The following is a 24,064-nucleotide window of genomic DNA, read 5'->3' as shown; positions in this document are numbered from 1 at the left end:
CTATCTATTGCATGTTCAGCTAGTTTTTCTGATTCATAACATTGCATATTTATTTTAGTTTTGCAACACCCTCTAATAAAACAAATGGTATGAATACTACAAAAATGCTCCTTACACTTAAGGGTATATGGACCATATCAATGACGAATATAAATAGAATGTACATTACTATATACAAACAAAAATAGACATACAAAATGCCACGTAGCATAGCGTTCAGAAAGATCTCCCCTTTTAACTCACTATATAATTCATCCGGCTAATCATTTCTCGAATCTGTTCTAATTCTTGCACTGTATATACTACTTTCCCTGCTAAGATTTCATTTCTGAAGAACGTTACAATTTGCTCCCGATCTTTTAATCTAGGTGTTTCCTCACTAGAAAGATCTATTATTTCTTTTCCATTTTCATTATAAAAATATACAACTGGTTTTACCTTTTCTTTTATACTATTAGCCTGCATTTCTTTCAAACAATTGTATAAAATTTGAGATAGTTTCTTCGCCTTATATACTGGATTTCCTTCATTTTTCACTTGCATAGTTGACGAATCTTTACCTACTATATATTCAAATGTCTCTTCTTTTTCAACTTCTTGTTGATACTTACCCATTTCATCAATCATAAATGAATATATACCAGCATTTTCTTTCGTTAAACCATGAATTAATTTCTCTTCCCATTCTTTCGTCTCAAGTAGATAAATACCAGTTTTGCACAAGATGAGATGATGGATTCGATTATCGTTTATTTCACTATTATTTTTAATAAAAACATTCGGCATGATTTCAATTTCAGCATCTAATATGATGCCTTGCTCTATGAATCCTCGCTTCATATAATGTAATGTTTCGTACGTATTCATTTCAGCGCCGTTTTTAGTATATTCTCGTAAATTTGCAATTAATTTTTGAAACATATGTATTTCGTTATTATGTTTATTTTGTATTTCACTACGTTCTTTACTATGTTGCATAGCTAATTGATTTTTCATCATACGCATATTTTCAATTTCTCTATTTGCACTTACTTGTAAATCATTGTATTTTTTCTGTTCCATATTTTTTAAATTATTTTGTTGTTCTTTATGCTCTATCACCGTAGCTGCAATTTCGTTTTCATACGTTTCAATTGCTTGTTTCTTTTCAAATTCTACTTGCTGACTCTCTGATTCTAACTGTTTATTTTTATAAAACAGCACAAATACTACAGCTAATAATATTAAAACCGCACCTATTAGCACATAATTCATATTTTTACCCCTTTATTTCATTTTCTATTATTTTTTTAAAATATATCTACTATAGTATACTATGGTTTCGATATAGACTTTGTAAAAGTTGTATATTTTTAATAAAGTGAAACTTTAATCAGTGGGGGTTTTGTTCCTTCCCCACTGATTATTAGTTGAACCAATCGGGCGTTTACTGGCAATTGATCCCCCCTAACTTCTTTGCTTCCGCTGAATTTTGAGGTGGGGGGTCTTACCGCCAGTTAATGCGGGATAAAAGGCACCTCTGACGGGGCACCTTTTATTTTCACTCTATTGTACACCATACTGAATATAACTTGGATCGTAGTATATCCATTGATTTGTCCCTAAGCAAAGCCATCCATCTTGCTTACTCCATACTCGATACGATTCACCATGATGTAACTGTCTTATAACATTTCCTTTTAATGATGGAGCGTCACGTAAATTTACATTATCACCAGTAATAGTCGCCACATAATGTTTATACTGAATATAACTCGGATCATTATATACCCACTGATTTGTCCCTAAACAAAGCCATCCATCTTGTTCTCCCCAAACTTCATATGTTTCGCCACGATTCAATTGGCGAATTACACTAGACTGCAAAGATGGTCCACTTCTCAAATTCACATTATCTCCATTAATTATAGCAACCCCGTACACTGGAGTTGCATTATTAGGCGGAGAAACATTCCCTCCACCACTTGCTCCATTCCCTTGTAAAGCTTCTAGTGAAACTGCAGCTGATACATCACAATTTCCTACACCTGAAATTTGTCCAGAATCTGTGTACTGCCATGCTGTCCACGCTGTCCATCCACCAGCATCAGCAGGCGGTGTACTCGAGTATTTAGCAATCCAAAGTGGAATATCACTTAATCCGCTAATTCCGAACTCATTAATATACCAAACTCCTGTATATAACATTACATCTTTTCCAGTAGCCTGTTTCACATAATTTATGAAGCTTCTTGCCCAATTCGATATAGCGCTACCAGTTAAATTACTATTACTCGGATCTTTTGGTGATTCTAAATCCAGAACTGGCATTAAGTCTGTCTGGTTACTTTGTAATATACTCACAAAATATTTCGCCTCTGAAATTGCATCATTTTGTTCTGGACGTGCAAAATGGTATGCACCAATTAATACATTCGCACTTCGGGCTGCTTGTACATTTTTAGTAAAAGTAGGATCAATGTAATTTACACCTTCTGTCGCTTTTGCATACGCTGCTGGAATTCCAGATGCCTTCACTGCATTCCAATCAATATTCCCTTCCCAATGAGACACATCAATAAACGTAACATTTGAACTCGATCTGTTTTGCATATAAAATCTCCTATCAATTTTTTTACTTCGTATACATACAATATGTACAAGTTTCATAAGAGGACACGACATTTATGCTATAGAAACAAAGAGTAAATATATTTTGTATACAAAATAAAAAAGACCTTGTATTTACAAGGCCTTTTGCAAACTCCCTTTATTTTGTAACAAGTACATATTATAATACAAACCTTGCTCACTTAGTAATTCTTGATGTGTTCCTCTTTCTACTATCTCTCCATCATGCATCACAAAAATTTGATCTGCATCTTGAATTGTAGATAACCTATGCGCAATGGCTATCGTCGTTCTACCTTTTCGCATTTGTTGCAACGCTGTTTGAATAGCCTCTTCTGTTTCTGTATCGATATTAGCTGTTGCTTCATCTAATACTAATACTTTCGGATTCGTTGCTATCGTTCTAGCAAAAGCAATTAATTGTCGTTGACCGCTTGAAAATGCTGCACCTCTTTCTACTACTTCTGTTTCATACTGCTCTGGTAACTTTTCAATAAACGTATTCGCTTGCACAAATCGAGCAGCTTCTTTTACTTCTTCATCCGTAATTTCTTCATTATACATACGAATATTTTGCTTTACATTTCCAGCAAATAAAAATGCATCTTGCAATACGAGTCCTATTTTCTTTCTAATTTCTCGTTCTTCAAATTTTTCTAAATCTACACCGTCTATTACAATATTTCCTGACTTAAGATTATAAAATCGCATTAACAAATTCATAATCGTACTTTTTCCGCTACCAGTATGCCCAACAAAAGCAACCGTTTGCCCTTGTTTCACGTGAAATGATACATTTTTTAAAACGTCACGCTTTCCATCATACGAAAAAGTAACATTTTTAAATTCAATATCTCCATCCACAACTTGAGGATTCTCATTGCCTTTTTGAACCGGTGCTAAATCTTTCTCGTCCATTAAATGAAATACACGTGATGACGAAACAAGTGCCTGTTGGAAAAAGGACAATTTCATCATCATCTCATTTACAGGTTGGAAGAAACGATGTATATAGTTAACAAAAGCATATAAAACTCCTACTTCAACAGGGCTCTTTAAAGCATCAATCCCAAATAAACCTAGTACTAAAGCAATAGCTACAATATGTACTAAATCCGTAGCTGGTCGTAAAAGTAATGCATCTAACTTCAATGTACGTCGCCCTGCACTATAATGTTTATTATTCACTTCTTCAAACTCTTTTCTCATACGTTTTTCTTGTCTGAACACTTGAACAATATTCATTCCTTGTATGGACTCGTTCAATTTTGCATTTAACACGCTTAGTTGATTACGTACTTCTAAATAAAAAGCTGCACTTTTCCGGCGATATAATACCATAATCGCGAACATTATCGGAATTAATACGAGAGAAAATAACGCTAATTTTACATCTAATAAAAACATCGCTATTAAAATACCTACTAAAAAGACTACATTTTTCACAAATGTTGATAATACACTGACATAAAAATCTTTAATCGCTTCCGTATCATTCGTTATACGAGATACGAGCGTACCAATTGGCGTACGATCAAAGAAACTTAATGATAGCTTTTGAACATGTTCATATACTTCAACTCGCATATCTTGAACAATCTTAAAAGCAATGTTCTGAAAGTACAATAGATTTAAATACGTAAATAATACTTTTAATAAATGAGCAACTATGTAAATTACAAATAAAGTAACGAGTGCTGATCGTTCAAAATCCTGCGGTACTAGGTGTTCATCGAGGAATTGTTTAATTAAAAAAGGCCCCATCATTTCCGTTACTGTCGCACCAACTAAAAAGATAAATGCTAAAGATAGCAACCCTTTATATGGCTTCATATAAGAAAGCAATCTACTTAAATCACTTCGCTTCTTCTCTACCATCATACGCCTCCTTTCTCAACTAAAGCTTCTAATTGCTGACTTTCATACATTTCTTTATACCAGCCGTTTTCCTTCATTAATTCCTCATGTGTACCTCTTTGTACAATTCTACCTTCATCAACAACAAGAATAAGATTGGCATGCTGAATTGCACTTAATCGGTGTGCAGTAATAATCGTCGTTTTCCCTGCTCTTTCCCTCTTTAAGGCACTTAAAATTGTCTCTTCTGTTTTTGCATCTACCGCTGATAAACAATCATCCAAAATTAAAATTTCAGCATTTGTTAATAAAGCACGAGCAATAGAGATTCGCTGTTTTTGACCACCAGATAACGAAACGCCTCTTTCCCCTACTACTGTTTCATATCCTTCTGAAAATTGGAGGATATCATTATGAATACAAGCAATATCTGCAGCTTGGGTAATTTCATTATATGTAGCATCCGCCTTTCCAAAGGCGATATTCTCACCAATACTTGCTGAAAATAAAAAATGATCTTGTGGCACATATGAAATAGCAGAACGGACACCATGAAGTGTTAAATCTCGAATATCTCGCTCCCCAACTTTTAATTCACCATTAAAATGATCATACTCACGGATTAAACATTTTAATAAAGTCGTTTTCCCTGCACCTGTACGTCCTACAACTCCTAGCGTTTCGCCCTTCTTCAAATCAAAGTGAATATCGTTTAAATGTAACAGTTCATTTTTCTTATACGAAAATGAATCAACGGCAAACGAAACATTACCGCTCGCTATCGTATGTACAGCATTTTCTCTATTTACTACATCTGATTTTTGTGAAAGAATTTTTTCTACACGGTCATATGAAGCACGCCCACGCTCCATAATATTGAACAACCATCCAAACGCTAACATTGGCCAAACGAGGGTACCTAAATATGTCGTAAATGTAACGAGATCACCTACTGTTAATTCATCTCTTACAACTAATACCGATCCGTAACATACTGCAATTAAAAAAGAAAATCCAACGATAAGAGCGATTGTCGGATCAAATAACGAATCAATACGTGCAACTAACACATTTTTATGCACAACATCTTCTGATTTTTTTCGAAACGCCTGCAAATCTTCTTTCTCTTGTCCAAGCGATCGAATCACTTTCATTCCACTCATACTCTCTTGCACTTTATCATTAATTTCCGAAAACGATTGCTGTGCTTTATGAAACCTTTTATGTAATAACGTTCCATAATAATTTGTCGAAATGGCTACAATCGGCATCGGAATTAAACTTAACAATGTTAACTTCCAACTAATTGTAAAACCCATCGCTACGAGTACACATCCCCCAACAGCTAATGAATCAACAAGCGTTAAAACACCCGCTCCAGCAGTTTGCTGGATCGCTTGAATATCATTGGTCGCATGTGCCATTAAATCACCTGTTCGATTTGACTGATAGAAAGATGGACTCATCTTTGTAAAATGTTCATATAAATTTTTTCGTAATTGGCGAGCTAATTTTAACGAAGACCCGAAAATCATAATACGCCATATGTAACGTAATATGTACATCGTAATACCTACAATTACTAATAGTACAACCCAATTTAGTAACTTATTGGTCGTCAATGTTCCATCATTAATTTCATCTACAACGATTCCAATTACTTTTGGTGCTACAAGTTCTAAAAGTGCAACGCCAAATAATAAAATAATTCCGGTTATGTATGCTCGTTTTTCTTGTTTAAAAAACCACGCTAAATTCATAAACACTTTCATTTTTTTCCTCCTCCCTTAAAATGAGCGATGTTTTCAGTTTATCAAAAATACAGAATTTTTAAAAGTTTTAAAAACTGTAACTAACAAAAAGAAAGACACTCTTAGCGAGTGTCTTTTAGCGCTTATTTCATTTGTTGCTTGTTCATTGCGCTCATCATTTGATTGATTTTCTTTTGGGAAGGTTTTTGTCCCATTTGCATCATCATCATTTTTAACATTTGTTCGTTAATTGGTGGATTTTTTTGTAAGTAATTCATCATGTATTTGCGGGCAATGAAAAATCCTAACGCCACGCCTGCTACTAGTGCTACTACGCCCACTAGAATACCTAACCAAATTGGCATATATTTTCCTCCTTCATGTTGTCTACCTTACAGTGTACTAAAACCTTTTCAATAAGACAAGATACAATTCGACATTTTTTACACATATGTTCGTACTTGTTTTAGAGGATTCAGCCATCCGTACTTTGTATTTTCATAATCCATAGCTAAAAATGTTAATTCACACTTTCTTAACACCTCAAAGAAAGTCGTTTCCATAGAGACATTTCCAGAGGTATTCATACGAATATAGTGCGGTTTCACCATTATTTCACCGTACTCCGCTCCCGTATAAAGTGTATGTGTATGATGTGTTCTATCATATTTACCAAGAACGCGCAAAGCTTGTTCTAATTTATGATGAATTTTCATTACTTGCAATGGTTTTGTTATATACATCATTTGTTTATATAACACTTTTTTCTCCGAAAGGGACCCAGATTCTGAAAATCGAGCAAATAAATCAAAAAACAAATATTCACGACCAAAATAAGATTTCGCAATATCCTCTTGAATTAAATACAATTCATACGTTTTCATTTTTCCCCTCCCAATCTGGACAACCTTTTCTCTTCATTATATATAAGAAAATTTGCAATGATTGTCTGACTGCGGAGAGATAAAAAACTTTTTCTGTCGAAAAAACTCATTTACATAGAAAAATCTCTCCATGCCGGAGAGATTTTTCTGAAATCATTAAAGCATTTCTTTTACTTTACGAACAACGTTCTCTACAGTAAATCCATACTCTTCCATAATCTTCTCACCAGGAGCAGAAGCACCGAATGTATCGATACCTAACACATCTCCTTCAAGACCTACGTAACGGTGCCATCCGAATGTAGCACCCATTTCGATTGCGAAACGTTTTGTTACTGCTTTTGGTAATACAGATTCTTTGTACTCTGCAGTTTGAGCTTCAAAACGATCCATAGATGGCATGCTGACAACAGCTGCGTCAACACCGTCTGCTGCTAATGCTTTTTGAGCTTCAACAGCTAGGCTTACTTCAGATCCAGTTGCAAGTAAGATAACATCAGCCGTTTCTTTCTTGCTTGCAGAAACTACATATGCACCTTTTGCTACTTTTTCATACGTATCATCTTTTGCACCTTCTAATGTTGGAAGGTCTTGACGAGTTAATACTAAAGCAGTTGGTTTGTTTGTAGATTCTAAAGCCAGTCTCCAAGCTGCAACAGATTCGTTACCATCAGCTGGACGGATAACAGAAACGTTCGGCATTGCACGAAGCGCTGCTAATTGCTCGACTGGTTCATGTGTTGGACCATCTTCACCAACAGCGATACTGTCATGTGTGAATACATACGTTACTGGCAATTGCATTAATGCTGCAAGGCGAATTGCTGGACGTAAGTAATCAGAGAATACGAAGAACGTACCACCGTAAGTTTTTAAACCGCCATGTAATGCAATACCGTTCATTGCTGCACCCATTGCGAACTCACGTACACCGTACCAAATGTTTTTACCGCTGTAATCATCTCTTGTAAAGTCTTTTTCGTTATTCATGTATGTTTTGTTAGAACCAGCAAGGTCAGCAGATCCACCGAAGAATGATGGTACAGACTCTGCAATTGCATTAATTACAGCACCAGAAGAATTACGAGTTGCTGCTTTTGATCCTAATTCATAAGTTGGTAAGTTTTGCTCCCAACCTTCTGGAAGTTGACCGTTCATTGCTGCTTGGAATTCGTTTGCTAATTCTGGGTATGCTTGTGCATATTCACCTAACATAGTGTTCCACTCTGCTTGCGTAGTTTCACCAACATCTTGTACTGTTTTACGGAAGTTGTCGTATACCTCTTCTGCTACGTGGAAATCTTGCTCAGCAGTCCAAGCATATGCTTCTTTCGTTAATTTTGTTTCTTCTACACCAAGTGGAGAACCATGTGAAGCTGATTTTCCTGATTTGTTTGGAGAACCGAAACCAATTGTCGTTCTTACTTCAATTAGCGTTGGGCGTTTTTCGTCAGCTTTCGCTTCTTCAATTGCTTTCGCGATTGCTTCAATATCGTTTCCATCCTCAACACGGATTACTTGCCATCCGTATGCTTTGTAACGATCTTCTACACTTTCAGAGAATGAACGATTTAAATCGCCATCTAATGAAATATCGTTTGAATCATAAAGCACAACAAGGCGACCTAATTGTAAATGAGCAGCTAATGAAGATGCTTCAGCAGAAACGCCTTCCATTAAATCTCCATCACCACAAATAGCGTATGTATAATGATCTACTACATTATACGCATCACGGTTATATTTAGCAGCTAAATGTCTTTCAGCCATTGCCATACCTACAGCAGTTGCAATACCTTGTCCAAGTGGACCAGTCGTTGCATCTACACCAGCTGTATGACCGTACTCAGGATGTCCTGGAGTTTTGCTTCCCCATTGACGGAAGTTCTTTAAGTCATCCATTGTTACATCATAACCAGATAGGTGAAGTAGGCTGTATAATAACATTGAACCATGACCTGCAGATAATACGAAACGATCACGGTTAAACCACGTTGGGTTATTTGGATTGTGTTTCATAAATTGAGTCCATAATGTATAAGCCATTGGTGCTGCACCCATTGGCATTCCTGGGTGACCAGAGTTTGCTTTTTCAATCGCATCGATGGATAATGTGCGAATCGTGTTGATAGAAAGTTGTTCGATTGAATGTGACATGCTATTCTTCCCTTCGCTTATATTAGTAAACGTTTTATACATTTATATGATAGCTTCCCACGCAAGATTATACAACATGTATCGACAAATATGTTGATATTTTTTTGATTTTTTATAAAAAAATCAATGTTTCCGGGAATGTATGGGCATTCAATATGACATACTTTTTCATTATTTTTATTTTAAAAAGAAAGAGAATTATCTGTATATTTATACAAATTCCTTCTATTCTTACTTTTTTAAATACGTTTTTAAAAACATAAAAAAGCATCTAACTTCGATGCTTTTCAAATAAGTTAAACAATCCGTTTCCGAATCGAACTTGAAATCAAATCAATTATAATTACCATTAAAATAATACCTAATAAAATAATCCCAACACGAGACCAATTCCGTGAACTCAGCGCAAAAATTAAAGGTGTACCAATCCCTCCCGCTCCAATAACCCCTAAAATCGCAGCGGATCGTACATTAATTTCAAATCTGTATAACGTATACGATAGAAAATCTGGTAACACTTGTGGTAACACTGCATACCAAAGTATTTGAAAACGGTTTGCTCCTGTTGCTAGCAACGCTTCCGTCGGTCCTTTATCTATGTTTTCAATTCCTTCTGAATATAGTTTCCCTAACATTCCAATAGAATGTAATCCTAAAGCTAATACTCCTGCAAAAGAGCCTGGACCAACAGCTTTTATAAATAAAAGAGCCATAACTAATTCAGGAAACGTACGAACCAAACTAAGTACAAATTTCCCAGATCCTGAAGTTAATTTTCCACTACTCAAATTCGTTGCCGCCCAAAAGGCAAACGGAACAGATAAAAATGCAGAAATAAATGTACCTAATATCGCAATTGCCAACGTATCAATTAATCCATGTAATAAATCTTCACCATCTGGCAAAGATACATACGACCAGTCTGGATTTAATATCCCTGTCATAATTGCTTTCGTGATTTCACCTGCTGTGTCCTTTATCCCTTCTAATGGTACTCCTGAAAAGGCCCATACATATACAACTGTAAGTGCTATTAAAATAATCCAGCGATATATACTCGGTTTCTTCGGTTTTGGCACAATCATCGTCGTTCTATTCATTATAGTTTCTCCCGCAACAATGTACTAATGTAGTCAATTAACAAAACAACAATAAGGGTATAGATAATTATAGAAGCAGTTTGTTGATATTGTAAAAATCCAAGTGTACGATCATAATATAGTCCAATACCACCTGCTCCTACTAAACCTAGGACAGCCGCTGCACGTACATTCACCTCAAATGTATATAGTACATAGGAAACAAAGTGTGCTTTTACTTGTGGAATGACTCCATAAACAATCCATTGTACCTTAGTAGCCCCTACAGCTGTCATCGCTTCTAGTGGGCCAGGGTCAATTGATTCAATTGATTCATACAACAATTTCGCTACAAGTCCAATTGAAAAAAAAGTAAGAGCCAAAATACCTGGAAGTGGCCCAATTCCAAAAATCGCTACGAAAATAGCCGCCAATAATAAATCTGGTATTGTTCGTATAAAATTTAAAATCATTCGAGCTAGACTGTATAAAAATGTGTTAGTAAACACATTACTTGCTGCAAACAATGCAAGTGGAATAGCTAAAATCGCTCCTAAGGTCGTCCCAATAATCGCCATACGTATTGTATCTAACATCGCTGTTGTAATTACTTGAAAATAACTCCAATCAGGTGGCACCATTTCTTTCAATAGATCTACCATATTTGGAAAACCGTCCACCAGTTTTGAAAATGATGCATCTACTTGTACACTACTACTCCACAGCATTAAAATAACTAAAATAAACGTTAACATATGTTTCAATTTACTCGGCGGCTTCGGTATTTCATTTGAATATATCGTCACGTCATTCATTTTACTGCCACCTCTAATAATTCGCTTTTCTGAGCAACGTCCCCATAAATTTCAGCAAATTTTTCATCCGTTGCTTCTTCTACTAAACCGTCAAAAACAATTTCTCCTGCATGTAATCCGATAATGCGTGTCGCATATTGTCTAGCCAAATCAATAGAATGTAAATTTACAATTGTCGTGATTCCAAAATCTTCATTAATTTTTTTCAAATCATTTAGCACTTGCTTTGTCGTAAGTGGATCTAACGATGCAACAGGCTCATCTGCCAATATGATTTTTGCTTCTTGCGCCAATGCTCTAGCTATCGATACACGTTGCTGTTGTCCTCCTGATAATTCATCAGCACGCGCATATGCTTTTTCTAAAATATTCACTCTTTTTAATGCTTGAAATGCGAGCTCCACATCTTCTTTCGGAAACAAACCTAACGTTGTACGTAATGTGGAATGATATCCAACACGACCAGCTAATACATTTTTTAATACTGTTGATCGCTTTACAAGGTTAAAACTTTGGAAGATCATACCGATATCCCGGCGCATACGCCTTAATCCTTTTCCTTTCGCAGAAGTAATAGACTCACCTTCAATAATAATTTCTCCTTCGGTAATCTCATGAAGACGATTTACGGATCTGAGAAGTGTAGATTTTCCAGCTCCGGATAATCCGACCATTACAATAAACTCACCTTTGTGAATCTTTAAATTTATATTATTCAATCCCTTTGTGCCATTCGGATACATTTTGGAAACATTTCGAAACTCTATCACACATCTTACCTACTTTCAATGTATTATCAATAACTAAAAAACGGCAAACTAACTGAAATCTCACACCTTCCAGCTAGCCGCCATTTCACTATGTATTATTGCGTCTTCACTGTCTTTCCATATTCACGAACAATATCAAATTTACTATCATCAGATTTAATATATCCTTCATGAGAATATACTTCTTTAATGATTTTACGGCCTTCCTCATTTTTTCCAATTTCAATGAAAGCATCTTGTAATTTCTTGCTCCACTCTGCATCTAAATCCGAGCGTACAGAAATTGTATCGTTCGGAATTTTCTCAGTAAATTTCACTATTTTCGTTTGATCAAATATATTCGGATAATCCTTTTTTACAATATTACGAGCATCTTGGAATACAACAGCTGCATCTACATCACCATTTAAAAGAGCAATAAGTGACTGATCATGCCCTTTTAATGTAACAGGTTTCACATCCTTTAGCGGATCAATTCCCTCTTTTAATAGAACAGCTGCAGGCCATACATATCCTGCTGATGATGTTACATCTTGATAACCAATTTTTTTACCTTTTAAATCTTTTACACTATTTATATTAGAGTCTTTTTTAACAACAAACTCAGATTTATAATAATCTACTAAATCTTTTGTAGGAGCTCCTGTTTCATCCTCTACTCCAAAACGTTGTGCTTGCAAAATTACATTTGCAGCCTTCTTTTCATGTGCTAATACGTACGCTGTTGGCGGTAAAAATCCTACATCTACTTGTTTAGATGCCATCGCTTCTACAATTGTATTGTAGTTAGTTGAAATACTAACTTTTACCGGAATATTTAATTTATCGCTTAATAGCTTTTCCAATGGTTTTGCCTTTGCCTCTAACGTATCCGCATTTTGAGAAGGAACAAATTGAACATTTAAGGTCTTTGGTACATAACCTTTTTTCGTATCTTCATTTTTACTTGCACTGGACTCTTTCGTCCCGCAGCCACTTAATAATCCGGCCGCTAGTACAACTGTTGTACTCATTGCAAAAACTTTTTTCAACATATTAATGCCTCCATTTTTCTTGTTATAAAATAACCTTCCGTAAACATGAAGAAATATATCACATATTTTGATACACAATTGGTTATTTACAGAATCTTTACACATTCTATACATTCACATCAAAATTCACTTCACATATTTGATATGATTAATTGGAAGATAACAATAGAAAAGGTGAGTCATATTGGAACAAAATCAAACTGTAACTTTAAACATCTTATTAACAAGCGATATACATGGCACTGTTTATCCCATTCACTACCAAGATAACTCCCCAGCAGAACTTGGTTTAGCTAAAGTTTCTACTCTTATAAAAAAAGAACGTTCCCAAAATACAAACGTTCTTTTAATTGATAATGGCGACTTTATTCAAGGAACGCCATTTACTTATCATTACGTTACATACGAAAAAAACAAAAAAAATCCAATGTCCTTATTAGCGAATTACTTACAGTATGACGCTGCAATTATCGGCAATCATGAATTTAATTACGGGATGAATATATTAAATAATGCTGTGACTACTGCGAACTTCCCGTACCTATCAGCAAACATATTAGATAAAAACATAAACAAATCCTATTTCGGAAAACCTTATTTAATCAAACAGATTGAATCCAATATAAAAATCGCTATTTTAGGGGTAACAACACATTACATCCCAAATTGGGAACAGGCCCATCACATTAAAGATTTACTATTTGAAGATGCATTAAAGACTACAAAAAAATGGGTTTCTTATATTCGCGAACATGAGAAACCCGATTTATTAGTCGTAGCCTATCACGGTGGATTTGAAAGAGATTTACAAACCGGGGAACCTACTGAAGTGTTAACAGGTGAAAACCAAGGATATGCAATGTGCCATGAAATTGAAGGCATAGATCTTTTACTAACAGGTCATCAACACCGAGAAATTTCTCACACAATGGCTAACGGTGTAACAATTTTACAGACCGGATGCAATGGACACTCAGTCGGAAAAGTAAAAGTAACATTCGAAAAAACGAAACATAAATGGGTGAAAAAAGAGAGCTCTTCTGAATTATTATCTGTACAAGGAATTGAAGCGGACCAAGATGTACTTTCATTGGTAGCCGATTACGAAGAGAAAACACAAAAGTGGCTTGATCAACCTATTGGAATCATTCAGGGGGACATGCAAATTTCAGATGCTATGCAAACTCGTTTGCACGATCATCCTTTTATCGAATTCATAAATAAAATACAGATGGATATAGCTAAGGTATCAATTTCTTGTACAAGTATGTTCCATAATACATCTCCAGGTTTCCCGGAACATGTAACAATGCGTGACATCGTTTCTAATTATATTTATCCAAACACATTAAAAGTAATTAGAATAACTGGAGCTGATATAAAAGCCGCTCTTGAACTCTCTGCTTCTTATTTCACATTAAAAACAGATGGATCCATCATCGTAAGTCCTACCTACATAGAACCAAAACCACAACATTATAATTACGATATGTGGGAAGGGATTTCATATGTATTAAACATTTCAAAACCAATTGGTGAAAGAGTAGAATCTTTACAGCATAACAGTGCTCCTCTTAATATGAATGAAGAATATGAAGTTGTAATGAATAATTATCGTGCAAGTGGCGGGGGAAATTTCTTTATGTTTCAAAACAAACCGGTAGTAAAAGATATACCCACAGATATGTCTGAACTTATCACTAATTATATATTGGAACATAAAACGATAGAAGCAACAGTTAATAACAACTGGAAAGTTATTAAATAACGATTTTTACAAATAAAAAAAGATGGGCTTCGCCCATCTTTTAATTTAATTTTGCATTATCTTGCTTTTTTAAAGCTTTTAATTTCGTCGGTGTAACATCTGTACCTTCTTCGTTAACAACTTTAATTCCTTTAAGTTCGTTTAACATATTTTGACGAAATCCTTTTAAATATTGTTCACGTAGCGATTGACGCTCACGTTGCTCTTCTTCAGTTAAACCTTCAGCTTTTGCTTTTTTCGCTAAGAAGTTAATGCGTTCAACGAGTTCGTGATTAATCATCTCGAATCCCCCTTCTAATCAAAACTGATTATTATCATACAATAGTTACTCTTCTTTATCAAGCAATTGCTTTGTATACTCTACATATCTACGATGTACAGTCGCCTTTGAAACATTATGACCAAATCCACGTAATGTTGCTGCAATTTCTTCAAACGTGAGTTCACTTTTTCGCAAACGTACAATTTCCTCAATTGGCACTTCTTTTTTCTCTCTTCCTACACTTAAATGACGATTTTTTAAATTATTTTCTGGACGATAACCTTTTTCTACTGCACGTTGCATACCTCGTTTAATTTTCAAATTATGAATCTTTCTTTGATATTCTTCAACAATACCAATAATATCTAATACCATCGAATCAGAATCCGACAATTGTAATTCACCATTATGTGTATGCGTATATACTTTTATGCCTTCTTTATGTAAACAATGCATTAATGCGATCTTCGCATTTCCTCTACCAAGGCGCGTTTCATCTTGTATAAGTAACACATCAATTTGTTCGTCTCGAATTGTATCCAACACCTCTAATATACCGTCACGTTCAATTGTATATCCACTAGCCTGCTCTTCAATCACCTTAGTAACATTCATTTGATAGCGCTCAGCTAAATGCAATAATTCATCTTTTTGCCGTAATAATGATGTTTCTTGCGCTTCTTTCGTTGTACTCACACGTGCATAAATAATTGCATTCATTTTGAACCCCTCTTTCTCCCTATTATTTCCCTATAGTGTAACATAAATCCGCCATTTGTTCGAACTTATGTTTGTAGAATGTTTTTTCACATGTTATACTTATTAATAAGAAAAATGAAAGAAAACGAGGTGTTAGAAAACATGGAAAAGTTAACGAAACGCCAGCAAGACATTCTCGACTTTATTAAGCTAAAAGTACAAGAAAAAGGATATCCACCTTCCGTACGTGAAATTGGGCAAGCAGTCGGCCTCGCTTCTAGTTCTACAGTGCACGGACATTTATCACGATTAGAAGAAAAAGGATACATTCGACGCGATCCAACAAAACCACGTGCCATTGAAATTTTAGGTGAAGACCGAATGGATACGGAAACACAATCTGTTATTCAAGTTCCAATTGTCGGAAAAGTTACTGCCGGTTTACCAATTACAGCGGTTGAAAGCGTAGAGGAACATTTCCCACTTCCAGCTAGTATTGTTGCTGGAGCAGACCAAGTGTTCATGTTACGTATTTCTGGAGATAGTATGATTGAAGCTGGTATTTTCGATGGAGATTTAGTTGTTGTTCGCCAACAACAGTCTGCATATAATGGTGAAATTGTAGTCGCTTTAACAGAAGATAACGAAGCAACTGTTAAACGTTTCTATAAAGAAAAAGACCATTTCCGTCTACAACCAGAAAACTCTTCATTAGAACCTATCATTTTAAAACAAGTGTCAGTTATCGGGAAAGTAATTGGCGTATATCGTGATTTACATTAAAAATAATAAAAAGAAGATAATTACCTTATTTATATACGGTAATTATCTTCTTTTTTTGTATTTTGATAGATTTCCATACATTCTATTTCTTATTAACGAGTTTCAATCGTCACATCTCCCGCAGCCGTTTTACCGCTAATCTTTTTACTACCATTGCCAATTGTTACGTTATTATTTTCTTCATTAAAAATTGTTACATCTCCGGCAGCACTTTGCCCAGTAATTACCGCATCTTGTGGTTTTTCCGATAAAGTAATATCTATATCTCCCGCAGTTGAACTTGCTTCTAGATTATACTTGGAATCATGATCTTGAATATTTATTTCCCCACTTGTTGTTTTCGCGGTCACTTTCCCTAATACCTTCTTAAAGTTCACCTCACCAGCTTTTGTCGATCCTTCCACATTCTTAGCCGTTACTTGTTTCAACTCTACTTCTCCAGCAAGTGTTCTAACACTTACGCTATCACTTTTCACATCACTCATTTCGATTTGTCCAGCAGATGAATTTACTTTTACATCTTGATAAGAGCGCTCAGGCACAAGGAGAGTCAATTTAGACGTTTGAAACCTAAAATTATAAAAAGAAAAATCAAATGAAGCACCTTTTTCTCTTTCCCCAATAATTTTTAATGTGTCACCATCTTCTGCAATACGAATCTCTTGTTTACGTACATCTCCTGATTGCTTTACATAAAAAGAAGAATCAGGAGATTTTTGGATAACAATATCTCCGGCATCTAACTTAACTTCTATATTTTTTAATGTTTCGTTTTTAATTACATCTTCTTTATCGCCTTTTTCAGCAGTTTGTACTGCTTTTTCATATGTTTGGGAAATTCCTATTACTCCAATAATGATACAAGCGATAGCGATTAAAAATAGTTTTTTCATCATTTACTCTCCTTTTATCATTTTGAAGTTCCATATTACATATCGTACACACAATCTCTTAAACCACTTTGTACTATAAAAAGCGATAATACATAACAATAAACCTACTCCAACAAACGTTATACTAACGAAAAGATCCAACCATATAAAAGTACCCATAAACACTTTTCCAATAACGAAAAATGGTGTTACTACACTAGCAATACCACCAATCCAAAAAGAAAATATAAAAGCAACAATTGCGACTAACGGGCCTAACACAATAATAAAATTAAACAAACTAAGTCCAATCGCTGCCATAACAGCTCTTGTCACATTTGAAGTCGATGGATTTTTTTTCATTTCATCGAAGCGATACATCGCAAGTAACTCTTTTGCGATTACTTTCGGAGAACCAAGGCCCTGAATTATTTCTGATTCAGTTTTCCCCCTCTTCTAGTCCAAACTGAAAGTGCTCTTCATAATCCAATAAAATATCTTGCCTCTCTTCCTCTGGTAACTTTCTAAGATAACTTAATAATTCTTTAAGAAACCCTTCTTTACTCATCCCATTCCACCCCTTCAATAATTTCTTGTACCCCTTTCGCAAAATCACGCCATTCTGTTACTAACAAATGAAATTGCGTCTCCCCTTGCTCTGTTAATTGATAATATTTACGAGGTGGCCCTTCCGTAGATTCCTTTAAATACGTTTGAAAATACCCTTCTTTCGTCAAACGACGTAATAAAGGGTATACTGATCCTTCCGATATTAAAAATTTATTAGAGATTTGCTGAACAAGTTCATAACCGTAACTATCTTTACGTTTTACAAGTGCTAATACACAAAGTTCAAGCACACCTTTTTTAAACTGAACGTTCAAGTGCCATCCTCCTTCCCTATCTTAGTACTGTTCAATACACGGTACCTGATTTATCCATAATATACCACTTAGTATTATTTATTGCAAGGTACTAAGCTATATTTATTCCCTAAATTTAGAAAATGAACTAACGAAATTCTGAATAAGACTGCGTTATAACTGAGATCATTACGTTAATATCATTGAGTAATAATCTGATTCACAAGCCACAAACTTATAGCCTTGCAGATGAGGACATAAAAATCATCGCTCGCGTTGTACAAGGCAGTAAAGAATTATTAAGTTATAGCACAAGTGATTAAAAAAGATAAGATCAATTCTTTTGAAAAGATTTTCTTAGTAACATGATTCAAAATAACCAAAAACAATCCATTATCTAGTAGTTAACATATCCAATAACTTCACTAAAAAAGCCCTGATACCGTAGTATCAAGGCTTTTTCATTTCACAAATTATATAAAACTTACATTTATCTGATAATATTTTTCTATGATATCACTACTTGTTATTAATTATTGGCTTTTATGTGGCTGTTTTTCATTTTGCAACCATATAAAATTGTAATAATAGGGAATTAAAAAACCCTTGATACGAGTTGTATCAAGGGTTCAAGCCTCTTAGTATAGAGACATATATTGATCGCGTTCCCATTGGTGAACTTGTGTTCTAAAGATATCCCACTCAATCTCTTTCGCTTCGATGAAGTGCTCAAGTAAGTGTTCTCCTAGTGCACCGCATACTACTTCATTAGATTGTAATGTAACTAACGCTTGCGCTAATGTTGCTGGTAAGTCAACGATACCTGCTTCTTCGCGCTCTTCTTTTGTCATTACATAGATGTTACGGTCTACTGCAGCTGGTGGAGTTAATTTGTTTTTAATTCCATCAAGACCTGCAGCTAATAATGTAGCCATTACTAAATATGGGTTTGCAGCTGGGTCAACACTACGTACTTCTACGCGTGTACTAATACCACGAGATGCAGGGATACGTACTAACGGGCTACGGTTTTGTGCAGACCATGCTACGTAACAAGGTGCTTCATATCCAGGTACTAGACGTTTGTATGAGTTTACAGTTGGGTTTGCTATCGCTGTAAATGCTGGTGCATGTTTTAAAATACCTGCGATGAAGTGACGAGCATCATCACTTAATTGTAAGTCACCGTTTGCATCAAAGAATACGTTCTCACCATTTTTAAATAATGATAAGTTACAGTGCATACCTGAACCGTTCACACCGTATAGTGGTTTTGGCATAAACGTTGCGTGTAAACCATGTTTACGAGCAATTGTTTTTACAACAAGTTTGAATGTTTGAATGTCATCACATGAGCGAATTGCATTTGCATATTTAAAGTCAATTTCGTGCTGCCCTGGAGCAACCTCATGGTGAGATGCTTCAATTTCAAATCCCATTTCTTCAAGTTCAAGAACGATATCACGACGACAGTTTTCCCCTAGATCCATCGGCGCAAGGTCGAAGTATCCACCGTTATCGTTTAATTCTAATGTTGGATTTCCTTTTTCATCAACCTTAAATAGGAAGAATTCTGGCTCTGGTCCAAGATTGAAGTCTGAAAATCCTAAAGCTTCCATTTCTTTTAACACACGTTTTAAGTTGTTACGTGGGTCTCCATCAAATGGAGTGCCATCTGCATTGTAAATATCACAGATTAGTCGAGCTACTTTACCTTTTTCAGCTGTCCAAGGGAAAATTACCCAAGTGTCTAAATCAGGATATAAATACATATCAGATTCTTCAATACGTACGAAACCTTCAATCGAAGATCCATCAAACATCATTTTGTTATCAAGAGCTTTCGTTAATTGTCTCACTGGAATCTCTACGTTTTTAATTACCCCTAAAAGGTCCGTAAATTGTAAACGGATATACTTTACATTCTCTTCTTTCGCCAAACGGAAAATATCTTCTTTTGTGTATCTAGACATTATAAATTCCTCCTTAGTCCCTCTAATCGCCTTCAGAATCAGTTATCTTTAGTGAAAAAATCTTGAAATGTCACCTTGTCGCAATGAAGTTCGATTGAATCTACCTGTATGTTGTAGTTCATCTCGAAGTATTTTGCGAAGCTCAGTTTTTGAAATTTCTTTCGTTTCTTCTTTTACTTTCACTGCTTCTGTTTGATTTTCTTTCATTAGTAACACTTGCTTAATACCAGCCATATTCAAGCCTTGATCTAACAAATCTTTAATCTCTAACAACTTATCTACATCGTTAAATGAAAATAATCTACGATTCCCCTTTGTACGGGTTGGAGAAACAAGATTATGCTCTTCATAGTAGCGAATTTGACGTGCAGACAATTGTGTTAAATCCATAACAATACCAATTGGAAACAGCGGGGCAGAACGTCTATCTTCTTTCATTTTTCAGTTCCTCCTTCGCCTTAACTGCTTCTCATTTTATAACATGTTATGTTTAGTGTCAATAGATGTTAGCTTTTCTTACATGATTTTTTATAAATTTTTTCATTCTTTTTTCTAATCGCATAAATCGTTACTTTTATACGAAAAAAGCTGCCGATATCGACAGCTCCCCTTTAAGAAATTGTTAATAAATTCTTTTCAATCAATTCATCAATCGCAGAACAAATCGCAATTTTAACATGCGAATACGTTAATCCACCTTGCACATATGCAACATACGGTGGTCTAATCGGACCATCAGCAGACAATTCAATACTTGCACCTTGAATAAATGTTCCCGCCGCCATAATTACATCATCTTCATAACCTGGCATATAGTTTGCATACGGAGTAAAATGCGAATTAATTGGAGATGCATATTGAATCGCTTGACAGAAGGCAACCATACGGTCTTTATCATCAAATTGAACAGATTGAATTAAGTCTGTTCTTGGTGCATTCCACGCTGGTGACGTGTTCATTCCTAACTTTTCTAAAAACGCAGCTGTAAAAATTGCACCTTTCAGCGCTTGTCCTGCAACATGTGGCGCTAAGAAGAACCCTTGATACATTTCTTGCAGACTGTATAAAGACGCTCCAGCTTCCGCACCAATTCCCGGAGATGTTAAACGATATGCACACGCTTCAACATACTGTTCTTTACCGACAATGTAACCACCAGTTTTTACAATTCCCCCGCCTGGGTTTTTAATAAGCGAACCCGCCATTAAATCTGCACCAACATGACACGGCTCTTGCTCTTCAATAAACTCCCCATAACAATTATCTACAAACACAACAACATCAGGTTTAATTTCTTTAACAAACGCGATCATCTCTTTAATTTGAGAAATAGTAAACGATGGACGAGTAGCATAACCTTTCGAGCGCTGAATACCGATCATTTTCGTATTACTATGAATCGCTGCTGCAACAGCTTCAAAATCAACAAGCCCACCTTCAGTTAGCGGAACTGCATTGTAACCAATATTATATTCTTTAAATGAACCTACACCTTTCCCACGCACACCAACGATTTCCTCTAACGTATCATACGGTTTCCCAGTAATGTACAATAACTCATCTCCTGGACGTAAAATACCGAATAACGCTGTAGAAATAGCGTGAGTACCTGAAATAATTTGCGGACGAACAAGTCCAGCTTCCGCTCCAAACACATCAGCATACACTTTTTCTAACGTATCACGGCCAATATCATCATAACCATAACCTGTCGTCGGGATAAAATGCGAGTCACTAATTTTATGTTTACGAAAACTTTCTAATACACGAAACTGATTACTTTCAATTACTTCATCCGCACGTTTATGTACTTCTGTAATCTGATTCTCTACTTCTTTTACGATTGGAGCAATTTTTTCTCCATTTTTCAAACGATCAAACATTTTTATTTTCTCCTTCTTCCACTAAAAATCTCTTTAATTGCACATTAAGCGATGAATGAGTAAAAATATACCCTGCACAATCATATACAAATTTATCTTCCAGAAACTCCATCTTTGCTAATAGCGTTTCCGTCTTTAAAAGCGTTAATAACTTACCTTCACTCGGAGGGATTTCTACTCGATAACGATCCATTTCTTTCTTCATTTTCATTTCTATCGCTTCTTTTATACGCAATAAATCACTTTCTTCAAAAGCACTAGTCATTAAGAAATCACTTTTCGGAAACGGAATAAAGTTTTGATGTAATTCATCTTTTTTATTATATAACGTAATAATAGGAATATGATTAATTTCAAGTTCTGATAATAATCGTTTTACTGTTTTTTCATGCCCTATGTAGTTAGGATCCGCAGAATCAACTACATGTAAAATAACATCTGCTTCCCCCGCTTCTTCCAGTGTTGAACGAAAAGCAGCAATTAATGAAGTGGGTAAATCTTGTATAAAGCCAACAGTATCAGTTAGTAATACTGTATAACCAGAAGGTAAGGGCATCTTCCTCGTCGTTGGGTCTAGTGTTGCAAACAGAAGGTTTTCTTCAAACGTATTAGCTTCCGTTAATCTATTAAACAGTGTCGATTTCCCTGCATTTGTATAGCCTATTAATGAAATTTGAAATACTTTATTGTCTTTTCTTCTCTCACGATATCTTTTTCGGTGTTCCACAACAACTGCAAGTTGTTTCTTTATTTCATCAATACGCGATCGAATATGACGACGATCCGTCTCAAGTTTCGTCTCACCCGGTCCTCTCGTTCCAATACCACCACCAAGACGTGATAAGGACAACCCTTGCCCCATAAGACGTGGCATTGTATATTGCAACTGAGCTAATTCTACTTGAAGCTTACCTTCCCTCGACTTCGCACGTTGCGCAAAAATATCTAGTATTAGTTGCGTTCGATCAATTACTCTCGCATCTAATACTGAGGATAAATTCCGAATTTGACTCGGCGTTAATTCATTATTAAATATAATAACATCCGGCTCTAATTCTTCAGTTAGCATTGTAAGCTCTTCTAATTTCCCTTTACCTATGTAAGTTGCCGGATGAAACTTCGGTCGTTTTTGCGTTGTTGAAACTAACACTTCCGCTCTCGCAGTCTTAGCTAGTGATGCAAGCTCTTTCATGGAATGCATAAATTTTTCATCATCATCTTGCGGCAATTGACAGCCTACTAATATGACTTTTTCTTTTTCTTCCATCAAATATGTTCACTCATCCTTTTCGAAATTTAAACCTTCTAATATAATAGCAGAGGAAGCACATTTCATCTAGTTAGCGGGGGAGAAAATTCATGGCATGGGAGATTTTTAGCATCATAGGCACAATCGCTTTCGCACTAAGCGGAGCCATTGTTGCAATGGAAGAGGATTATGATATTTTCGGGGTGTATATTTTAGGAATGGCAACCGCATTTGGGGGAGGTGCCCTTCGTAATTTATTAATCGGTTATCCGATTGTCGCGTTTTGGCAACAAGACATGTTATTCCAAATCGCACTTTTATCAATGACTATTATTTTTCTTTTTCCAAATAAGTTAATTAGACATTGGAAAAAGTGGGAAAATATCACTGACGCTATCGGCTTATCAGCATTTGCTGTACAAGGAGCATTATATGCTCAAAAATTAAATTTACCAATTAGTGCCACAATCGTGGCAGCTGTTTTAACTGGTATCGGCGGCGGTATCATTCGCGACCTTTTAGCCCGCAGAAAACCTCTCGTTCTTCGAGCTGAAGTATATGCCTTTTGGACAATTTTAGCAGGTTTCTTAATTGGCGCTCAAATTATTGTTAGCGATTGGGCCCTTTACATTTTATTTATTTTAATTGTTTGCTTCCGCATGGTTTCTATTCATTACAAATGGCATTTACCGCACAGACGTATCGAAACGAAAGAACGTTCAATGCATAAATAGCAATCTAACCTCTTTACATAT

Annotated in this window: 22 protein-coding genes and 1 pseudogene; 3 read left to right on the top strand and 20 right to left on the bottom strand. The window is 35.5% G+C overall.

The window, feature by feature from the left end; all coding sequences use genetic code 11:
- Positions 1-234: 234 nt before the first annotated feature.
- From ACQRBL_RS18215 to ACQRBL_RS18165, 11 genes are all read right to left on the bottom strand, one after another.
- Positions 235-1,254 carry an NERD domain-containing protein gene (locus ACQRBL_RS18215; RefSeq protein WP_063548385.1) on the bottom strand — a complete coding sequence of 340 codons (1,020 nt, stop codon included), beginning with the start codon at positions 1,252-1,254 and terminating at the stop codon, positions 235-237.
- A 291-nt stretch (positions 1,255-1,545) separates the two neighbouring features.
- A complete protein-coding gene (locus tag ACQRBL_RS18210) occupies positions 1,546-2,592 on the bottom strand; it encodes a GH25 family lysozyme (protein WP_001181402.1) in 1,047 nt (348 codons plus the stop codon).
- A 132-nt stretch (positions 2,593-2,724) separates the two neighbouring features.
- A complete protein-coding gene (locus tag ACQRBL_RS18205; protein ID WP_023522786.1) occupies positions 2,725-4,488 on the bottom strand; it encodes an ABC transporter ATP-binding protein in 1,764 nt (587 codons plus the stop codon).
- Entirely contained in the window at positions 4,488-6,239 is a 1,752-nt protein-coding gene (locus tag ACQRBL_RS18200; protein ID WP_411996285.1) for an ABC transporter ATP-binding protein, read from the bottom strand. The genes ACQRBL_RS18205 and ACQRBL_RS18200 overlap by 1 nt, the downstream gene beginning before the upstream one ends.
- A 122-nt stretch (positions 6,240-6,361) precedes the next feature.
- The gene (locus tag ACQRBL_RS18195; RefSeq protein ID WP_001123317.1) at positions 6,362-6,583 is read right to left on the bottom strand and encodes a YneF family protein; all 222 of its coding nucleotides are present in this window, start codon (positions 6,581-6,583) and stop codon (positions 6,362-6,364) included.
- A gap of 78 nt (positions 6,584-6,661) precedes the next feature.
- Positions 6,662-7,102 carry a sporulation inhibitor of replication protein SirA gene (gene sirA, locus ACQRBL_RS18190; protein ID WP_000860652.1) on the bottom strand — a complete coding sequence of 147 codons (441 nt, stop codon included), beginning with the start codon at positions 7,100-7,102 and terminating at the stop codon, positions 6,662-6,664.
- A 156-nt stretch (positions 7,103-7,258) separates the two neighbouring features.
- Positions 7,259-9,259, bottom strand: a complete 2,001-nt coding sequence (gene tkt / locus ACQRBL_RS18185; RefSeq protein ID WP_016512442.1) for a transketolase — start codon at positions 9,257-9,259, stop codon at positions 7,259-7,261.
- 296 nt (positions 9,260-9,555) lie between these two features.
- Complete coding sequence (phnE, locus tag ACQRBL_RS18180) at positions 9,556-10,359, bottom strand: phosphonate ABC transporter, permease protein PhnE (protein ID WP_411996284.1); 804 nt, start codon at positions 10,357-10,359, stop codon at positions 9,556-9,558.
- Positions 10,359-11,153 (bottom strand): phosphonate ABC transporter, permease protein PhnE, encoded by a 795-nt coding sequence (phnE, locus tag ACQRBL_RS18175; RefSeq protein WP_001000774.1) that lies wholly within the window; start codon positions 11,151-11,153, stop codon positions 10,359-10,361. Before phnE (ACQRBL_RS18175) ends, phnE (ACQRBL_RS18180) begins: the two co-directional genes overlap by 1 nt.
- Positions 11,150-11,923 (bottom strand): phosphonate ABC transporter ATP-binding protein, encoded by a 774-nt coding sequence (gene phnC, locus ACQRBL_RS18170; RefSeq protein ID WP_411996283.1) that lies wholly within the window; start codon positions 11,921-11,923, stop codon positions 11,150-11,152. Before phnC ends, phnE (ACQRBL_RS18175) begins: the two co-directional genes overlap by 4 nt.
- Before the next feature lie 95 nt (positions 11,924-12,018).
- The gene (locus tag ACQRBL_RS18165) at positions 12,019-12,957 is read right to left on the bottom strand and encodes a phosphate/phosphite/phosphonate ABC transporter substrate-binding protein (RefSeq protein ID WP_000915063.1); all 939 of its coding nucleotides are present in this window, start codon (positions 12,955-12,957) and stop codon (positions 12,019-12,021) included.
- A 184-nt stretch (positions 12,958-13,141) separates the two neighbouring features.
- Between ACQRBL_RS18165 and ACQRBL_RS18160 the strand changes: the two genes are divergently transcribed.
- The gene (locus ACQRBL_RS18160) at positions 13,142-14,725 is read left to right on the top strand and encodes a bifunctional metallophosphatase/5'-nucleotidase (RefSeq protein WP_411996282.1); all 1,584 of its coding nucleotides are present in this window, start codon (positions 13,142-13,144) and stop codon (positions 14,723-14,725) included.
- Positions 14,726-14,765: 40 nt separating this feature from the next.
- Here ACQRBL_RS18160 and ACQRBL_RS18155 read toward each other — a convergent pair whose 3' ends face one another.
- Together ACQRBL_RS18155 and ACQRBL_RS18150 are read right to left on the bottom strand one after the other, a co-directional pair.
- Positions 14,766-15,005 carry a DUF896 domain-containing protein gene (locus tag ACQRBL_RS18155; RefSeq protein ID WP_000607015.1) on the bottom strand — a complete coding sequence of 80 codons (240 nt, stop codon included), beginning with the start codon at positions 15,003-15,005 and terminating at the stop codon, positions 14,766-14,768.
- Between the two features lie 45 nt (positions 15,006-15,050).
- Complete coding sequence (locus ACQRBL_RS18150) at positions 15,051-15,707, bottom strand: YneB family resolvase-like protein (RefSeq protein ID WP_000991471.1); 657 nt, start codon at positions 15,705-15,707, stop codon at positions 15,051-15,053.
- Positions 15,708-15,848: 141 nt separating this feature from the next.
- Here ACQRBL_RS18150 and lexA point away from each other — a divergent pair, with 141 nt between their 5' ends.
- On the top strand, positions 15,849-16,469 hold the full coding sequence (gene lexA / locus ACQRBL_RS18145; RefSeq protein WP_000413738.1) for a transcriptional repressor LexA: 621 nt from the start codon (positions 15,849-15,851) through the stop codon (positions 16,467-16,469).
- A 92-nt stretch (positions 16,470-16,561) separates the two neighbouring features.
- Here lexA and ACQRBL_RS18140 read toward each other — a convergent pair whose 3' ends face one another.
- From ACQRBL_RS18140 to hflX, 7 genes and pseudogenes are all read right to left on the bottom strand, one after another.
- The gene (locus ACQRBL_RS18140; protein ID WP_063548391.1) at positions 16,562-17,365 is read right to left on the bottom strand and encodes a DUF4097 family beta strand repeat-containing protein; all 804 of its coding nucleotides are present in this window, start codon (positions 17,363-17,365) and stop codon (positions 16,562-16,564) included.
- Positions 17,366-17,909 (bottom strand): annotated as a pseudogene (locus ACQRBL_RS18135) (DUF1700 domain-containing protein).
- Positions 17,902-18,225 carry a PadR family transcriptional regulator gene (locus tag ACQRBL_RS18130; RefSeq protein WP_001102628.1) on the bottom strand — a complete coding sequence of 108 codons (324 nt, stop codon included), beginning with the start codon at positions 18,223-18,225 and terminating at the stop codon, positions 17,902-17,904. The pseudogene ACQRBL_RS18135 and the gene ACQRBL_RS18130 overlap by 8 nt, the downstream one beginning before the upstream one ends.
- Before the next feature lie 617 nt (positions 18,226-18,842).
- On the bottom strand, positions 18,843-20,177 hold the full coding sequence (gene glnA, locus ACQRBL_RS18125; RefSeq protein ID WP_000092763.1) for a type I glutamate--ammonia ligase: 1,335 nt from the start codon (positions 20,175-20,177) through the stop codon (positions 18,843-18,845).
- A 48-nt stretch (positions 20,178-20,225) separates the two neighbouring features.
- Complete coding sequence (glnR, locus tag ACQRBL_RS18120) at positions 20,226-20,615, bottom strand: transcriptional repressor GlnR (protein ID WP_000656783.1); 390 nt, start codon at positions 20,613-20,615, stop codon at positions 20,226-20,228.
- 173 nt (positions 20,616-20,788) lie between these two features.
- Positions 20,789-22,060, bottom strand: coding sequence for an aminotransferase class I/II-fold pyridoxal phosphate-dependent enzyme (locus ACQRBL_RS18115; RefSeq protein WP_000460282.1), 1,272 nt, complete (start codon positions 22,058-22,060; stop codon positions 20,789-20,791).
- Positions 22,053-23,327: a GTPase HflX gene (gene hflX / locus ACQRBL_RS18110; protein WP_043924696.1), complete on the bottom strand. Its 1,275-nt coding sequence runs from the start codon at positions 23,325-23,327 to the stop codon at positions 22,053-22,055. The genes ACQRBL_RS18115 and hflX overlap by 8 nt, the downstream gene beginning before the upstream one ends.
- A gap of 92 nt (positions 23,328-23,419) precedes the next feature.
- On the opposite strand from hflX, the gene ACQRBL_RS18105 reads away from it, so the two are divergent.
- The gene (locus ACQRBL_RS18105; RefSeq protein WP_000312267.1) at positions 23,420-24,043 is read left to right on the top strand and encodes a trimeric intracellular cation channel family protein; all 624 of its coding nucleotides are present in this window, start codon (positions 23,420-23,422) and stop codon (positions 24,041-24,043) included.
- Positions 24,044-24,064: the final 21 nt, after the last annotated feature.

Origin of the sequence: Bacillus sp. AF62 (genome assembly GCF_050312695.1) — a bacterium.
GTDB classification, from domain to species: Bacteria; Bacillota; Bacilli; order Bacillales; family Bacillaceae_G; genus Bacillus_A; species Bacillus_A cereus.
Note: the sequence above shows the minus strand (reverse complement) of the source record. Positions and strands in the feature narration are given on the sequence as shown.

Bases quoted from the DNA above. Each gene is read 5' to 3' on its own strand.
- glnR (WP_000656783.1), bottom strand. From the start codon at position 20,615: ATGAAAGAAGATAGACGTTCTGCCCCGCTGTTTCCAATTGGTATTGTT.
- phnE (WP_001000774.1), bottom strand. From the start codon at position 11,153: ATGAATGACGTGACGATATATTCAAATGAAATACCGAAGCCGCCGAGT.
- hflX (WP_043924696.1), bottom strand. From the start codon at position 23,327: ATGGAAGAAAAAGAAAAAGTCATATTAGTAGGCTGTCAATTGCCGCAA.
- glnA (WP_000092763.1), bottom strand. From the start codon at position 20,177: ATGTCTAGATACACAAAAGAAGATATTTTCCGTTTGGCGAAAGAAGAG.
- sirA (WP_000860652.1), bottom strand. From the start codon at position 7,102: ATGAAAACGTATGAATTGTATTTAATTCAAGAGGATATTGCGAAATCT.
- tkt (WP_016512442.1), bottom strand. From the start codon at position 9,259: ATGTCACATTCAATCGAACAACTTTCTATCAACACGATTCGCACATTA.
- ACQRBL_RS18215 (WP_063548385.1), bottom strand. From the start codon at position 1,254: ATGAATTATGTGCTAATAGGTGCGGTTTTAATATTATTAGCTGTAGTA.
- ACQRBL_RS18195 (WP_001123317.1), bottom strand. From the start codon at position 6,583: ATGCCAATTTGGTTAGGTATTCTAGTGGGCGTAGTAGCACTAGTAGCA.
- ACQRBL_RS18150 (WP_000991471.1), bottom strand. From the start codon at position 15,707: ATGAATGCAATTATTTATGCACGTGTGAGTACAACGAAAGAAGCGCAA.
- ACQRBL_RS18115 (WP_000460282.1), bottom strand. From the start codon at position 22,060: ATGTTTGATCGTTTGAAAAATGGAGAAAAAATTGCTCCAATCGTAAAA.
- ACQRBL_RS18140 (WP_063548391.1), bottom strand. From the start codon at position 17,365: ATGATGAAAAAACTATTTTTAATCGCTATCGCTTGTATCATTATTGGA.
- lexA (WP_000413738.1), top strand. From the start codon at position 15,849: ATGGAAAAGTTAACGAAACGCCAGCAAGACATTCTCGACTTTATTAAG.
- ACQRBL_RS18155 (WP_000607015.1), bottom strand. From the start codon at position 15,005: ATGATTAATCACGAACTCGTTGAACGCATTAACTTCTTAGCGAAAAAA.
- ACQRBL_RS18210 (WP_001181402.1), bottom strand. From the start codon at position 2,592: ATGCAAAACAGATCGAGTTCAAATGTTACGTTTATTGATGTGTCTCAT.
- ACQRBL_RS18165 (WP_000915063.1), bottom strand. From the start codon at position 12,957: ATGTTGAAAAAAGTTTTTGCAATGAGTACAACAGTTGTACTAGCGGCC.
- ACQRBL_RS18200 (WP_411996285.1), bottom strand. From the start codon at position 6,239: ATGAAAGTGTTTATGAATTTAGCGTGGTTTTTTAAACAAGAAAAACGA.
- ACQRBL_RS18105 (WP_000312267.1), top strand. From the start codon at position 23,420: ATGGCATGGGAGATTTTTAGCATCATAGGCACAATCGCTTTCGCACTA.
- phnE (WP_411996284.1), bottom strand. From the start codon at position 10,359: ATGAATAGAACGACGATGATTGTGCCAAAACCGAAGAAACCGAGTATA.
- ACQRBL_RS18205 (WP_023522786.1), bottom strand. From the start codon at position 4,488: ATGGTAGAGAAGAAGCGAAGTGATTTAAGTAGATTGCTTTCTTATATG.